General features: G+C 43.4%; 14 protein-coding genes and 1 pseudogene. 5 read left to right on the plus strand and 10 right to left on the minus strand.

All coding sequences use genetic code 11. The features are described 5' to 3' along the window. Positions 1 to 44: 44 nt before the first annotated feature. On the minus strand, positions 45 to 347 hold the full coding sequence (locus tag FC14_RS00805) for a DUF454 family protein (protein ID WP_050611017.1): 303 nt from the start codon (positions 345 to 347) through the stop codon (positions 45 to 47). 124 nt (positions 348 to 471) lie between these two features. Between FC14_RS00805 and FC14_RS00810 the strand changes: the two genes are divergently transcribed. The 3 genes from FC14_RS00810 (at position 472) to FC14_RS00820 (ending at position 4,923) form a co-directional block, all read left to right on the plus strand. After that, positions 472 to 2,622 (plus strand): AAA family ATPase, encoded by a 2,151-nt coding sequence (locus tag FC14_RS00810; RefSeq protein ID WP_056975773.1) that lies wholly within the window; start codon positions 472 to 474, stop codon positions 2,620 to 2,622. A gap of 121 nt (positions 2,623 to 2,743) precedes the next feature. Then, a complete protein-coding gene (locus FC14_RS00815) occupies positions 2,744 to 3,919 on the plus strand; it encodes an SAM-dependent methyltransferase (RefSeq protein WP_056975830.1) in 1,176 nt (391 codons plus the stop codon). A gap of 152 nt (positions 3,920 to 4,071) precedes the next feature. Continuing rightward, positions 4,072 to 4,923: an undecaprenyl-diphosphate phosphatase gene (locus FC14_RS00820; protein ID WP_056975775.1), complete on the plus strand. Its 852-nt coding sequence runs from the start codon at positions 4,072 to 4,074 to the stop codon at positions 4,921 to 4,923. 47 nt (positions 4,924 to 4,970) lie between these two features. Here FC14_RS00820 and FC14_RS00825 read toward each other — a convergent pair whose 3' ends face one another. From FC14_RS00825 to FC14_RS00835, 3 genes are all read right to left on the minus strand, one after another. Beyond that, the gene (locus tag FC14_RS00825; RefSeq protein ID WP_056975776.1) at positions 4,971 to 7,859 is read right to left on the minus strand and encodes a YfhO family protein; all 2,889 of its coding nucleotides are present in this window, start codon (positions 7,857 to 7,859) and stop codon (positions 4,971 to 4,973) included. Between the two features lie 89 nt (positions 7,860 to 7,948). Next, complete coding sequence (locus FC14_RS00830; protein WP_056975778.1) at positions 7,949 to 8,356, minus strand: GtrA family protein; 408 nt, start codon at positions 8,354 to 8,356, stop codon at positions 7,949 to 7,951. 3 nt (positions 8,357 to 8,359) lie between these two features. Next, the gene (locus FC14_RS00835) at positions 8,360 to 8,812 is read right to left on the minus strand and encodes a flavodoxin (protein ID WP_050611022.1); all 453 of its coding nucleotides are present in this window, start codon (positions 8,810 to 8,812) and stop codon (positions 8,360 to 8,362) included. Between the two features lie 129 nt (positions 8,813 to 8,941). Between FC14_RS00835 and map the strand changes: the two genes are divergently transcribed. Further along, on the plus strand, positions 8,942 to 9,730 hold the full coding sequence (map, locus tag FC14_RS00840; RefSeq protein ID WP_056975780.1) for a type I methionyl aminopeptidase: 789 nt from the start codon (positions 8,942 to 8,944) through the stop codon (positions 9,728 to 9,730). A gap of 128 nt (positions 9,731 to 9,858) precedes the next feature. Further along, the gene (gene galU, locus FC14_RS00845; RefSeq protein ID WP_050611024.1) at positions 9,859 to 10,731 is read left to right on the plus strand and encodes a UTP--glucose-1-phosphate uridylyltransferase GalU; all 873 of its coding nucleotides are present in this window, start codon (positions 9,859 to 9,861) and stop codon (positions 10,729 to 10,731) included. Positions 10,732 to 10,789: 58 nt separating this feature from the next. On the opposite strand, the gene FC14_RS11075 is transcribed toward galU, so the two are convergent. The 6 genes and pseudogenes from FC14_RS11075 to FC14_RS11100 form a co-directional block, all read right to left on the minus strand. Then, positions 10,790 to 10,930, minus strand: coding sequence for a hypothetical protein (locus tag FC14_RS11075; protein ID WP_338131942.1), 141 nt, complete (start codon positions 10,928 to 10,930; stop codon positions 10,790 to 10,792). Continuing rightward, a complete protein-coding gene (locus tag FC14_RS00850; protein ID WP_338131943.1) occupies positions 10,923 to 13,379 on the minus strand; it encodes an ABC transporter permease in 2,457 nt (818 codons plus the stop codon). Before FC14_RS00850 ends, FC14_RS11075 begins: the two co-directional genes overlap by 8 nt. After that, a complete protein-coding gene (locus FC14_RS00855; RefSeq protein ID WP_056975782.1) occupies positions 13,373 to 14,074 on the minus strand; it encodes an ABC transporter ATP-binding protein in 702 nt (233 codons plus the stop codon). Before FC14_RS00855 ends, FC14_RS00850 begins: the two co-directional genes overlap by 7 nt. A gap of 92 nt (positions 14,075 to 14,166) precedes the next feature. Beyond that, positions 14,167 to 14,301, minus strand: a complete 135-nt coding sequence (locus FC14_RS11005; RefSeq protein ID WP_257791222.1) for a hypothetical protein — start codon at positions 14,299 to 14,301, stop codon at positions 14,167 to 14,169. Positions 14,302 to 14,393: 92 nt separating this feature from the next. Continuing rightward, entirely contained in the window at positions 14,394 to 14,822 is a 429-nt protein-coding gene (locus FC14_RS10835; RefSeq protein ID WP_056975784.1) for an alpha/beta hydrolase, read from the minus strand. A 176-nt stretch (positions 14,823 to 14,998) separates the two neighbouring features. Further along, positions 14,999 to 15,304 (minus strand): annotated as a pseudogene (locus tag FC14_RS11100) (alpha/beta hydrolase); the annotation flags it as partial. Positions 15,305 to 15,347 lie beyond the last annotated feature (43 nt).

The following is a 15,347-nucleotide window of genomic DNA, read 5'->3' on the forward strand; positions in this document are numbered from 1 at the left end:
AATGGCTCCTAGAAAAGCTATGTAACTTTTCTAGGAGCCTATTGTTATTTCTCGATTTCACCTTGGAAAAAGAAGGTGAGGATCCGGGCCTTAATTGAGCCTTCTTTTTCCTTTAAATTATCTGCCTGGGAGTGGAGTTTTCTTTTGAAGCCCAAAAAGTATTTTTGGTATAATTTGGTCTGTTGCAACCAACTATGAAACCGGGGAGAAAACTTAGACAGACTAAAGAGACAGAGGATGAAAAACGGAATTTGGGGAATAACGGGTAGCAATAACCCGACAATCCCGCCGACAAAACTGACAATGGCTAAGACTAACCATAAGAAACGAACGAAACTTTTAACCACAGGCATCTCCCCTTAATTTTAATTACGAACTTATTTTAAGTTAGCATAATTATAACATGATTTCGTAGTTGAATGCACTTACAAAAACTCTAAGAATTAGTAAAGTAACTTAAGAAGGTGCAAAATGGACGCAAAGTATCAACAAGCTCGCCAGTTGCTAGCGGCGGGGAAGGTTAAAGCGGCGCAGACTATTTTCCGGGAAATATTTGCGCTGAATCCCAAATATAAGTCGGTCTGCTATTTTTTAGGCAAGTGTGCTTATTTGCAGGGGAAAAATAAGGAAGTAAAGCACTATCTGAAATTGCATTTAGACGGGCGGGCGCGTAAAAATATTGGCCCGGCCTTTAAATACCTTTGCTTACTAGCTTGTAAAGAAAAGCAGTATTTAAAAGCCCAGCACTATCTAGCCCAGGCTGAAAAGTATGGTTTAAAGGCGACTAGTCTAGCGAAACTACAAAAGCAGCTGACACAAGCAGCCTCCGAGCCGACAACCATGGCCTTTACTTACCAAAAACTGAGTAAAAAGGGGACACCGATTGCTAGTTGTAAGCAAGCCGGCTTTAAAGGGGCTAAGTTTTTTATTCACGGACTGCCTCCTAAATTGTTAGCTCGCTTTCAGGAGTTGAAAACACTTCAATTAACTGTAACCTACCCACAAAAAACGGACATCCCGGGCTATCTAACCTGCAGGCTAACGGACGGCCGGACCCTATATAAGGACTACTTACCCTATCTACCTAGTCTGTATTACCGGTCAGCCTTTAATGATTACCTAGAAGACGACAAGTACTTCAAATTTAAGTGGGAGAAGTCGCGGGTGTTTTCCCTGTTGCTAGTGCCCGGTTTTTCGCTGGAAATAGTGGCTAAGTACCTAGAGGCAAATGACTTACTTGACTGGGTCGCGGCTGAACACTTGCAGAGTTGTCAGGGGCTAGTTAGCCTAAAAGAGGCGGGGGAAACTTTACCCGTAAGCGCTAAGGAACAGTTAAGTGATTTAGATTTGCTAAAAGAATTTGGCTTTATCTGTGCTAAGGAATGTGGTAAGACCATCCACCTTGCAAGCAAGTGTCGCTTTGAACGCCAGCTCAGACGGGCACTCAAAGCAAAAAGTAAGGTGGCTTTTCCTTACAGGAAGCTCCAGGAGCAATTTCGGTCTAGCCAAGAACAGGCGCGCTTTATTAACTGGTTAAAGAAAAATGACCAGCAGGTGATTTCGCTATTAGGGGTAGGTGGCAGTGGCAAAACCTATACCCTCAGCAAGTTACTGGACCCTAACGCTGTTTTGGCGCTAGCACCTACCCACAAAGCCCGGTTGAATTTGGTGGACCATGGCTTTAGTCAAAATGATACTGTCCAACACCTCTTGTTTAAACTGGAAGCCGAGCCCGAGCTGGTCTTAACAGGAATCAAAGTAATTTTAATTGATGAAATTTCAATGGTAACTACCCAAATGTTAGCGCAGTTGTTTGATAAATTAGGGCCGGGCTACCGCTATTTACTCGCCGGAGATGATCAGCAATTGCCACCAGTCAGCCAGGATTTAGATGCCCTCAATGTTTGTGGTGATTTGATGAGGTTAATAAAGCAGGAAGGTAGTTATTACGAATTTAAAACCAACCTCCGGTGCCAAAATAAGCAGACAGCCGCTTTAATCGCAGCGATTCGGGCGAAAAACTTACAGCTGGTGACTAAGAAAGCCGGTAAGTTTACAGGCGCTAAGCGGGATATGCTTAACTATAAGTATTTTCACCCAGCCTTAGAGGACTGCATGATTTTGGCACACCGGAATTTGACGGTGGGTAAAATTAACCAGCAATACTACCGGGTTTTAACCAAAGATGGGCAGGCCAAGACCCCGTTTTTCTTTAAGAATGACTATGGACACGGAGGCTTTTTTGAGGGAGCGCAGGTGGTCTTTTACCAAAATGACGATGAAAAGCAACGGTATGGTTATACCAACAGTGAGTTTGGGATTGTAACCGAGCTGCACTTGGAAGATAAGGAGCCTAAAATTAAGGTCAAAACGGCAAGTAACGAGTATGAGCTACCCTTGTACGTTGCTAACCGGGACTTATTTTTAGCCTACGCTTTGACGATTCACAAGGCCCAAGGCAGCGGCTCTAGGCGGGTTTACGTACTGGAGGCCGCTAACGATAGCTTGCTATATACGGCGGTTTCTCGCTCGCGGGGAGAGTTATTTTTTGTAGACTTAGACGCTAGCCAGGTAGTGGAAGCCTTAAGCCAACCAGTAGCTAAGAAAAGAAATGTTTATTGAACCGGTTCCATTTTGAAATATCTGAATTTATTTACAAAGAATAAGCTTATTGCTTACGGGCGCTGAGGAAAAGTGCTAAAATAAGAGTGTTTATTGTTAGCTAGAGAGGATGAGAAGAATGGTGCTAGATAATATGCTTTTTAAACAACTACTGAAACATTCTTTTAATATTCCGGTTGAGGTGACATACCCTAACGGAAAAGTTGAGCAGTACGGTGGGTTAAAACCAGAGGTGAAAATAAAGATTAACGAGAAAATCTCGTTAAAAGCCTTAACTGAAAATGCGTCAATTGCCTTGGGCGAGGCTTATATGGATGGCAAGATTGAAGTTGAAGGTTCGCTTCAAAAATTAATTACCTCGGCTTATGCTAACGCGGACAGCTTTCTAAACAATAATAAATTTAAGAAGTTTTTACCAAAGCAATCACACACTAAGAGTCACAGTAAAGAAGATGTTCAAAGTCACTATGATTTGGGCAATGATTTCTATTCACTGTGGCTAGATAAAACGATGACCTATTCTTGTGCCTACTTCGAAAATGAAACTGATAGTTTGGAGCAAGCCCAAAGAAATAAGGTCGAACATATCTTGAAAAAATTAGACCCTAAGCCAGGCAAGACCTTGTTAGATATTGGCTGTGGTTGGGGAACGTTAATGCTGACTGCTGCTAAGAAGTATAATCTAAAGGTAGTCGGGATTACTTTAAGTGAAGAACAGGCTAAGTTTGTCAGGGCCCGGATTAAAGACCTCGGACTTGAACAACAAGCCGAAGTTATCTTGGAAGATTACCGGGAGATTCAGCATGAGCCCTTTGATTATATTACCAGCGTGGGGATGTTTGAACACGTTGGTCAAGAAAATTTGGGCGAATATTTCCAAACAATTGCTAAGTACCTAGCTAATGACGGGGTGGCTTTAATCCACGGAATTACCCGGCAACAAGGTGGGGCTTACAATGGCTGGATTGATAAGTATATCTTCCCAGGTGGTTATATTCCAGGTTTGTTAGAAAACTTAGGTCACATTGTTGATGCCGGGATGCAGGTGGCTGATTTAGAGACCTTACGCCGGCATTACCAAAAGACCTTGGAAATTTGGGACCAAAACTTTAACCAGGTCTTACCTGCGGTTAGAAAAATGCACGACGAGCGCTTTATTAGGATGTGGGACCTGTACCTGCAAGCCTGTGCGGCTTCGTTTGAATCAGGTAATATTGACTGTATCCAGTACCTAATTTCTAAGGGACCAAGCGGTAAGAATTTACCGAAAACGAGGGCTTATATGTACCAAGCATAGAAGTTTGAAGTCAGCTGGTGAGGCTGGCTTTTTTTATTGAAATTTTATTAAGAAGCCGCGTGTCCTTAAAAGCATCTTGCTTGCAAGTTCTAAGATAGCCTATAATGAGTAGGTTAGTAAATTATAGCTAGAGAAAGGATTTACATAGACTCATGGTAGAACTATTTAAGGCCTTTTTATTCGGGATTGTTGAAGGAATTACAGAGTGGCTTCCAATCTCAAGTACAGGGCACATGATTTTACTTGATGAATTCGTCAAGTTAGATGTTAGCAAAGATTTTTATAGTATGTTTGAAGTGGTAATCCAACTCGGGGCGATTATGGCCGTAGTGGTAATCTATTGGCACAGGATCTGGCCGTTTAGGCTAGCCAAGGCAAATGGAATCGGTGCCCCCCAAGGGTTATGGCGCTTTATTGATAAAGAAACCTTCATCATGTGGGTGAAAATCTTTATCGCCTGCTTGCCAGCCGGAATTATTGGGGTTAAGTTTAACGATACCTTTGAAAAGTTGTTTTATAATCCTGTCTGCGTTGCCTTAGCTTTGATTATCTTCGGGGTGGCCTTCATTTGGATTGAAACAATTCACAAGGGGAGTCGGCCTAAGATTAACTCGATTGCAGAATTATCGTATTATACCGTCTTAATGATTGGCTTCTTCCAATTGATTGCGGCAGTATTTCCCGGGACATCTCGTTCAGGGGCAACTATTTTAGGGGCTTTACTTTTAGGGGTTTCCCGGACGGTAGCGGCTGAATTTACCTTCTTCTTAGCCATTCCGGTTATGTTCGGGGCCGCAGTTTTCAAGTTGGCTAAGTTTGGGCTTGTCTTTAGTTCCATGGAAATGTGGATTATGGTGGTTGGTTTAATTACAGCCTTCGTATCCTCAATCGTTGTAATCAAGTTCTTGATGCAGTATATCAAGAAGCACGACTTTAAGATCTTCGGTTGGTATCGCATCATCTTAGGGATTTTAGTTTTAGCATATTTTTGGTTACTTAAATAGTTAATAAAAATAAGACCGCTGAGCTCGTTTGAACTCAGCGGCCTTATTTAGTTATGCCTAATGCGCCTTTTAATTAGGCTGATAACGAGGCTTAACCCAAGTAGGATTAAGCCAATTAAACTAAGCTTCTTGCCTAAAGCTAGACCAGGAATTTGGTAAGTGAAGGTGATTTGGTGGTGTCCTTTAGGTAATTTGAGTCCTAAAAAAGCGGTATTAGTTCGAATAACCTTGGCTTTATGACCATCAACCTTGGCAGACCAACCCTTAGAGTATGGGATGCTGGAAGTTAAAATCCCGGTTTGCTTGGTAGTGATTTGGCCTTTAAAGCCGGTAGTGGTAAAGGTTAAGTTTTGCAGACCGTGTTTTTGAATACGGCTGACCTCTTTTAGGTACTGACCTTGTAGTGGCAAGGCGACTACCTTCAATTTAAAGTGGTAGTGGCCCAATTTAGAGGGCGTTAAAGTTAGACTAGTCGGTAACTTGGTGAAGTAACCGACGTTTACCGTCCCATTTTTAACCACCTTGTAGAAAGAAGTAGCTGCTTGGGTTGGTTGGCTAATTTTTTCGGTACCTAAATTCGAGGTGATATTGAGGGCGAAGCTTTCATCGGGTGACCCCTTCAAGATGTGGTAACGGAAGTACTTGTACTTGGTTAAAGCCGAGTTAGTCCCAATTATTCCCCGGGTTAAGTCGTTATTATTGTTGCGTTGTTCTAACTTAACTTGTTCTTTGAGGCTAAAGGGTTGATAAGAAATATCGGTGATTTCTAAGTGGAGCTCACTGTTAGCATAAAGTTGATCCAACTTTTTTTGGACCTGCTTATCAGCCGACTGAATGTTTAACACCAGTTGGTAACTCTCATTAGCATCTTGTTTGAGGAGGTCTTGGCTGGAGACGAGGTTACCCCGACTAGAAATCAACTGGTAAGGTACTTCTAACACCTGGCTGGATAGTTGCTTAGTCGAAGCTGACTTTAAGCCGGCCAGGTGTGAGTTGGCAACGACGACTCCACTGGCAAGGGCACGTTCTTTTTGACTGGGACTAAATTGCCGGTATTGCTTGAGACTAAAGGCTTGATCTTGCCAGTAAACCAGAGGAAAGTTGTTATTAGTCACGTAACGTCTAGCCTGGGTATCGTTTTTACTATTGTGGTTAGGGTCGGTAACCTTTGGGGTCAGCTTATCCAATTGATAGCCGGCTGGCAGCTTGTTAGCGTTAGGCTGATTAATTTGGCTAAAGAGGTAGCGGACCCCGAAGAAGTTATTTAACACGGTCCGGTCGGCTACTTGCCCGATTGGTCTAGTAGCCTCGTACTGAGTATTTTGGAGGTCGTTCATAAAATTTCCCAGGTAATTATTTTGCAGGGAGTAATATGAATTAAGGAGGGCTAACCTACCGTTTAAGGCGTTGTATAAATCAAAATTACTGCCAAAGAAGTAATTATTGCTGATGGTTGAGACCCGGTAGGTTAGAGGGTCATTTAAATCTTGGTCCAGGCCAAAGTAACTATTTGCTTGCACCTTTTGGTAGGCGTTTTTAGGCAGGAGCTCATTAGAATAGTTACCCGCATAAGGCGCTTCGAAATAAAGGGCGTTGGCTAAGACGTTAAGTAAGATTAGCCCACTGAGAAGCTGCTGTGAAAACCGGGCTGGTTTAAAGTAAAACCAACTGATGATTCCTAGACTTGCGTACAAGAACAGTAGCGGGAAGAAAATCCGTTTATCACTATCAAAGAAGTAATACCCGCCAAGGTAGATGCTGTAAATAAGGGCGGCCCATACAAACCGTTTTAGGAGCCGGTAGTCTAACTTAGGCAAAGCTTCTAATAAGAAGCAGACCGCTAAGGCCATCGGCAGGCACAGCATTAGTGACCAGCGGTTGGATGGGGACATCCCGCCGTTAAATAAGGCTCCCACGGCTGGAATTAGAAACATGACAAAGCCCAGACTAAAGCTAGCTGTTAAGACCGGGTATTTTTTGCGGTAGCTAAAGACGTAAACGAGGGCATAAAAACTGATGCTAGCAAAGCCTAGGGCAGACCAAAAGTAAAAGTCACGGTTGGCTCCATTAATTAGTTGACCCGGTAAGGTTAGATAATAATATAGGGGGTAAACTTTAAGCCCGTTGGCAAAGGCACTGCCGGCCCGGGTGGAGCTAGTAACTGCAAAAAATTCAGGTAATAGAAGCGCCGCCGCTAGTAAAAGGCTAATCAGGCTCGCCCAGGCTAATTTGCCGAAAGTTTTTAGATAATTAAGCTTGTTTTTATAGGTAAAGGCTAGGCGCAAGAGGAGGTAGATAATGGCGCCAATTCCTAGCATAAAGGCAAAGTAAAAGTTATTGGCCAGCATCCAGGTAAAGCTAAGCAGTAGTGGCCAGGCGCTTTTTTGCATTAACACCCGTTCTAGGGCCCAAATCACCAAGGGAAAGATGATAAAGGGCATGATGAAGAAGGGGTGGGCTACGTTAGCATATAGCAAAAAGGCGTTGAAAAGGTAGACCGCCGCGCCGGCGACAATTGTGCTATTTTTAAAGTTAAAGTGGCTAGCAAAAAAACAAAAGGCTAAGCCGGCACAATACATTCGTAAAATAATCAGCACTTGGTAGGCTAAGACCACTTTGCTAGCGGGCACTAACAAGGTTAGGTAATCAAAAATATCACCGATTACGTAGTATGAGTAAACGGAAAAGGTGTCCGCACCTAGTCCCATTTTGGGAGACCAAGTTGGAAAGCCCGCACTCGGATGGTGAATAAAGTCAAGTAGTGTTTGGCGGTAACTTTCTAAAATTGGTAGGTGTTGGTTAGCCGCGTCAATGTACCAAACCAGTTGGTGGCCGGTAATTAGGTATAGACCGTAAATGAGTGAAGCTAGCCCTAAAAAGGCCAAACTATAGCTTAAATATAGGCGCGGATTTTTCCGCTTAAATGAAAATTGCACAAAAAAACCTCCCTCACAGATTTGCACAAAGATTATTTTACCCTAAAATCAATCTTTGTGCTTACTTAGGGAGGTTATTTAATATTAACCTAACGTTTCTTAAAAATTAAGAACTTACTAAAGAAGTAGTTTAATAAGACAATCACCACTTGGTCGACTAACTTGGTTAACAGGCCGTTAGCATGAAGCAGGGAGATCCCGATAAACATGATGCCGGCATCAAAGCCTAGAGAGATGATGCGGTAGAAGAAGAACCACCACATTTCAATCAAGAAAGACTTGACGGTGGTAAACTTTGATTCAAACACCCATAACTTGTTGGTAATAAAGGCAAAAAGCACTGACAGTAACCAAGCCAAGAAGTTAGCTAGCTGGTAGTACATGCCTAAGTTTACGGAACAAACCTGGAAAACGACGATGTTGATGATTGTGGTCAAGCCCCCAAAAAAGAGGTAGGCGATGACGGCTTTATACTTAAGCAATAACTCTTTAATCACAGACTACTCCCCTAAAGCCTTAACTAATTGGTCGGCAAATTCTTCTAAGCGGGCGATATCTTCATCTTCGTCAGGGGCGAGGTTAATCTTAACGTTGTCGGCCCCTTTGCTAGCGCCGGCCTTGGCTAAGGCTTCCCCGAACAGGTCAACGGCGGTACAGAAGTACTCACCGTAGAAGGTATCGCCAGATCCTGCGACCCCATAGACTTTACCGCTAAGGTCGACGTCGGCTAATTCATCGTAAAAGTCCATCCCCTCGTCAGGAAGTGAGCCTTCGTCGTAGGTGTAAGGGCAGATGACGCAAAGGTCAACGGCTTCTAACTCAGCAGGGTCAGCCTGAGAAATTTCTTCGACTTCGACGTCTAGACCCTTATTTTCTAATTCTTCTGCAATAATATCAGCGATATCTTCGTTGTTACCAGTAATGGTTGCAAAAATAACTTTGGCAGTTGCCATAAAATAACCTTCTTTCAAAAAGTCTTTCTGCCTCATTATAGCAGATTTAGCAAGCTGAAAACATAATTACAGCAAGAATTAGTTTCCGTGCTATAATGGGTAGGTAAAATTTTTTTGGAGGCATTAATTATGATTACCATTAAGTCACCACGAGAAATCGAAGATATGGCTAAATCAGGGGCAATTATTGCAGGAATGCATGTTGCCCTAAGAGATATTATTAAACCAGGAATTTCTAGCTGGAAGATTGAAGAATTTTGTAAGAACTATATTGAAAGCCACGGCGCGATTCCAGAACAAATTGGCTTTGAAGGCTATAAATACGCAACCTGTGTCAGCGTCAATGATGAAATTTGCCACGGCTTTCCCCGCAAGGATCTGATTTTAAAGGACGGCGACTTGGTTAAGGTCGATACGGTGGTTAACTACAAGGGGGCAATGAGTGACTCTTGCTGGTCATACGTTGTTGGTAAATCAACCCCAGAAGTTGATAAGTTGATGGCTGTAACTAAGAAAGCCTTGTACTTAGGAATTGACCAAGCCCAGGTTGGCAACCGTCTTGGTGATATTGGGGCGGCAATCCAACACTATACCGAAGATGAGATGGGTTACGGCGACGTACGTGAATTTGTCGGTCATGGGATTGGACCAACGATGCACGAAAGTCCTAACGTTCCTCACTATGGTGAAGCAGGTCATGGTCTACGTTTGCGTGAAGGGATGACGATTACCATCGAACCAATGATTAATATGGGGACTTGGGAGGCTGAAATGGACGACCCTAACGGCTGGACGGCCCGGACTGCTGACGGCAGCCTTTCTTGCCAATTTGAACACACCATCGCTATTACTAAGGATGGTCCTAAGATTTTGACTTCCCAAGACCCAGAAATGGATGCCCCTTACCTATTAAAGTAGGATTTGGTTTTAAGGAAAAATCGGTAAATCCTTAAAGAGCTTGTAAAATTGCTTAGGACTGTTATAATTAACCCTAGATGTTAGTTGCTAACGCTACCATTGCTTAGTAACAGTAAGGAGTTTTTTAAATGAAAGTAAGAAAAGCTGTTATTCCTGCGGCGGGACTTGGAACCCGGTTTCTACCAGCAACCAAGGCCTTAGCTAAGGAAATGTTTCCAATTATTGATAAACCAACTATTCAATACATTATTGAAGAAGCTAAGAAGTCTGGAATTGAAGACATCTTAGTGGTAACCGGGAAAGGAAAGCGGCCGATTGAAGACCACTTCGATTCTGTCCCAGAGTTGGAACAAAATTTAAAGGAAAAGGGTAAAAAGGACCTCTTACAATTAGTTGAACAAACGACTGATATTAATCTTTACTTTATCCGCCAATCACACCCACGTGGGTTAGGGGACGCCGTTTTAATGGCCAAGGATTTCGTTGGTGACGAACCATTCGTAGTTATGCTTGGCGACGATATTATGGAAGATAAAGAACCATTGACAAGACAATTAATGGATCGTTACGAACAAACCCACGCCTCAACTTTGGCGGTAATGAAAGTTCCTCATGAAGAGGTTAATAAGTATGGGGTGATTGACCCAGCTGCTCAAACCATGCCAGGATTATACGATGTTAAGCGGTTTGTGGAAAAGCCAGCCGTTGAAAAGGCTCCTTCTGACTTGGCCATCATTGGGCGTTACCTCTTGACCCCAGAAATTTTTGAAATGCTCGAAACTCAAAAACCAGGGGCAGGTAACGAAATTCAACTTACAGATGCGATTGACCGCCTCAATAAGATTCAACGCGTATTTGCTCACGAATTTAAGGGCGACCGCTATGATGTGGGTTACAAGTTTGGCTACCTTAAGACTTCGATTGAATTTGGGCTTAAACACCCCGAAGTTAAAGGTGAATTGACAAGTTATATCAAGGACTTAGCAAAGAAGTTAAAATAAGCACTAAAAAAGGTATTTTGTGAATGCGACTTGCTTTCACAAAATACCTTTTTATTAGCTAATCAACTGATTTCAAAGCAGCTAACATGTCAACGGCCTTAATCTTGTAGTGCATGATGAAGGCTAAAACCAAGGTGATGCCTCCAGGAATCAAAGCCGAGATTAAGAAGTTAATCAGCTTTAAATTAGGGTCAAACATAGCGTTGGCAGGCGGTAAGCTGGTAGTGGTGAAGGTAAGCCCCTAACAGGTAGCCAAAACCAATCCCAATTAGGGAGAGAATGATGGTCTCACGATAAATATACATCGTAGTTTCACGGTCGTAAAAGCCTAGCACCTTGATGGTTGATAGCTCCCGCACCCGTTCAGAAACATTGATGTTGGTTAGGCTGTAAATGACCACCAAGGCTAAGGTGGTTGCCATTCCAATTAAAATAAAAATAACATTGCCTAATCCCGCGATAACGTTGTTGATGGTTCGGCGATTATTGGTGTTTTGGACGACGGTTGTTAAAGCCTTAGTTTCCATAAACTTTCTTGCTTGGTGATTAACATTTTGGTAACCGGAGTCCTTAAGCTTAACTAGGTAGGCGTTATTGGTCCAAGCTTTTTTAAAGGCCGTTTGATAAGCTTTTTTGCCGACAAAGAGGTAGTGGCCCGTGTACATTTCGGTAATGCCGGTAACCTTGAAGGTCCGCACCTGGTCAGAAGTATCCTTTAAACTGATAGTTGAACCGACTTTGGCCTTGAGTAGGTTGGCTAACTTCTCAGAAATAATCACGCTATCAGCCCTTAAAGTCAGTTGTTGTTGGTTAGTCCGGTTACGTAAGGTTACCAGTGAACTTAATTTTTTGGAATGAGGGGCAATCATGCTAATTGATTGGACACTTTGATCAGCGCCTGCTTTTTTAGTCAGTAACTGGTAGTTAACGGCCGCGGATTGGCTTACAGCCGAGCCGTCCAATTTGGCAGCCAGTTTTTGCTTAGCACTGTGTGTCGGATAATCTTTTTGACTTAAGACTAAATCATATTTAATTAAGTCATGGAACTGAATGTTAGTGATTCCCCTAAGTGAATCACTAATTCCTAAGCCCATAACCAGCAGGCCAGTGCAACCTGCCACCCCGAAGATGGTCATAAACATCCGGCTCTTATAGCGAAAGAGATTGCGGGCGGTAACCTTTTGCGTAAACGACATGTGTCTCCAAAGAAATTTAAAGCGTTCCAGTAAGATTTTAGCGCCTTTTTTAGGAGGTTTAGGTAAGAGTAGTTGAGCTGGCTTTTCAGATAGAGTCTTACGCAGTGCAACTAATGCAGCCACCGTAGTGCAAGAGATAGCTACTAGTAAAGTCACCAAGAGGTAAGTCCAAGAAAAGAGCAGCTTGGTCTGACTCAAAGTTAGGTTAGTGGTATAGGCTTTAAAAATGAGTTGAGGCAGTAGTCTAAAACCAAGACTGGCCCCCAAGGCGACACCTAGGCCGCTAGCTACCAAGCTGTAGAGGAGAAACTTCTTACTTACATCAAGGTTACTATAACCAAGGGCCTTTAAAGTTCCAATATTAATTCGTTCTTCTTCGACAAAGCGCATCATGGTTGTCAGACTAACCAGGGCCGCGATGGCAAATAAGAGCAGGGGAAAAATATTGGCTAAAATATCGACTCGTTCTGAGTTTGAGCGAAAGAGGGTGTAGCCTGGGTTATAATCACGTTCATGGAGGGTATAGGTAGGAAGCCCCAGCTTAGTTAAAGCTTGTTTCTTATGGATTAACCTTGCTTGGGTCTTTTCAAGTTGGGCTTGCAGGAGCTTAGCTTGGGTTGGATTTACCATCTGCAACTGTTGAACCTGGGCCTGCTTTTGGGCTAGCTGGGTTTGTGAGTCAGCCAGTTGGTTTTTAAGGACCTGGTATTTTTCTTGCCCGTTATTAGTCAGGCGCTTCTTTAAGCGCCGTTGATAAAGGGCCACCTTATCTGCGTACTGCTTACTGTAAGGCGATAGGTTGGCCGTTTGTTTGTAGCTGACCCGTGCAATCGTATAAGGATTGGCTTTAAAGGCAGATTTAGCAACGATTCCATACCCCGCAAGTGAGCCTGAGCCAACCGTGGTTTGACCGAAGTCATTTTTATCTAAGTACTCACTGGAGCGGACAAAGCCCACTAGCCGAAAGTGGCGGTACTTGAGTTGACCCTTTTGTTTGACCGTTATTTCTTGGCCTAAGTGATATTTTTTTGCCAGGAGGTAATCAAGGGCTAACTCGCTATCCTTATGCGGGAGCTTACCGGCAACTAGCGCATAAGTTGACAGTTTAGTTGGTTTTGAAAATAAGCGGATGGCTTGCTGGTGTTTAGTTAAAACTGCATCTTGAAAATAACCAAGCTCATAGCTTTTAATATCGGAGTCAGCTTTTAAAACCTGTTCGTCGCTGTTATCGAGACCGTAATTAGAGGTAAGGCTAGTATCGGCAAGCTGATGTCGTTGATAAAAATCACTAGCGGCTTGGCGCATATCGGGGCCGGTCATTTTAAGGCCAATTAGTGTAAAGGCGCTTAAAGCCATCAGCAAGAAAATGGCAACGAAGCGTCCAAAAGAATGTGTAATAGCCTGAAAGGCGTCCTGCCAAAGAGTTTTTTGAACATAAAACTCACCTACCATTCAATGTCAGCAATCGGTGCTGGCTGGCGGTTATGTTCGATTTTTTTAACCTGGCCGTCGTGGATATGGATGACTTGATTAGCAATCGGTGCCAAAGCCGCATTGTGAGTTACAATTAAGACGGTCGAGCCGTGTTGTTGGCTCATATCTTGTAAGATTTGCAAAACCTGCTTACCGGTGTGATAGTCTAAAGCACCGGTCGGTTCGTCACATAAAAGTAGCTTGGGCTTTTTAGCCAGGGCGCGGGCAATCGCGACCCGTTGTTGTTCCCCACCAGATAACTGGGCGGGAAAATTATCCTGCCTGCTAGCTAGCCCAACTGCTTTTAAGGCTTGGCTGGCACCCAGGGCGTTACTAACAATTTCACTAGCCAGTTCCACGTTTTCCTTGGCAGTGAGGTTAGGAACCAGGTTGTAGAATTGAAAAACGAAGCCGACGTCATTTCGCCTATAAGTTGTAAGCTGGCGGCGGTTGTAGTCTGAAATGTCTTGCCCATCAATGATGACCTGGCCGCTAGTGTTGGTATCCATGCCGCCCAAAATGTTGAGCAGGGTGGACTTACCCGCACCGGAGGCGCCTAAGATGACGACTAGCTCCCCCTTGTTGATGCTAAAACTAATATCTTTATTGGCATGGATGGTTGAGTTAGCGAGTTGATAGGTTTTGGTATTATTTTTAACTTCAATGTAAGCCATAAGCTCACCTTATTTCTATGCAAGCGCTATCTTGAAAGGCTAAAAAAATAGGGGTTGGAAAAATCCAGCTCCTAATCTGCGGCCTGCGTTAATTAACGTAGGTTTTTGGCATCAGCATCAAGCTTAGCGAAACCAGAGCCAGCAGCTGGCTTAGGTTGTTTTGCACGCTTTTCCATCGCCTTACGGGCCATAGCTTTGCGTTCTTCTTTACTTAATTTTTGTGCCATAATCCTTCGCCTCTTTCCGCAAAGTTCCACATCTAGTGTGGATAACTCCACAAGTTCATTATAGGTCGCTTTTTTCAAAAGTGCAAAAATTTTTATTTGAATAAGAAATTATCCACAGCGTGATTAACCTGGTCATTATTATGAAGCCTAGAGTGTTGGGCGGAAGGACCGGTAATGGTGATTTCTTGGTAGGAAGCAACCTGGCCTTTCACTAGGGAACCTAGGGATCTAGCAGACACGTTGGTGACTAAGGAATCGGAATTGCTACCATCGGCTAGGTTACCGTAGATGTTTAGGACCTGGGTGTTTTTCGGGAAAGCCTGCCGCTGGCGGTAGTAATTTTTAAAGGCGGCATTTTGGTAAGCGGGTAAGCCGTCTGCTTGGAAATAATTTTGGTTAGGAACATCATCGATGTGGATAACCCCATCAAAGGGACCAGCGATGGCGACAAATTTATTAAACTGTGGATAAGTAGGACGGTAGGAAGTAATGGCCCAATAAAAGGTAGCCGGTCCCGCCATCGAATGGGTAACAATGTTGAAACTTTGAATGTGGTAGTTAGTTTGAAGGTAGGTAACGACTTTGTCAATCCAGCGGGCTTGTTGGAACTGATTGCTGGGTTACCTGTCAAGTTAGAGGTAACGACTTTGTCAATCCAGCGGGCTTGTTGGGGGATTTCAGCCTGGTTATTGGCAAAAAGCACTTGGATTAGCGGGTACTTTACATTATCCTGCCAGGAGCCATTAATAGCTAGCTGGCCACTTTCAGTGACCGTAATCGTAAGCACCTTTTTAGCCTGGGGCAAGGCAGCCGCTGCCGCAATTAAATGGTTAGTTGAGTTGGCACTACCAGCCCAGCCGTGAAAATATAAGGTGGGCTGAGCTACGAGTTGCTTGTGTAAATGATTGCGGGTGGTTAGGGGGGAAGTTAGGCAGAGACTAGTTAGCAAAAGCAGGCTGGTAGCTAGAGTCAAAAATAGTTTGTAAGTAAATTTCTTTATCATTATAATAATCTCCAGTAAAATAGCATTAAGTTAATTATAGGCA

The organism is Ligilactobacillus agilis DSM 20509 (assembly GCF_001436215.1).
Taxonomy (GTDB): domain Bacteria; phylum Bacillota; class Bacilli; order Lactobacillales; family Lactobacillaceae; genus Ligilactobacillus; species Ligilactobacillus agilis.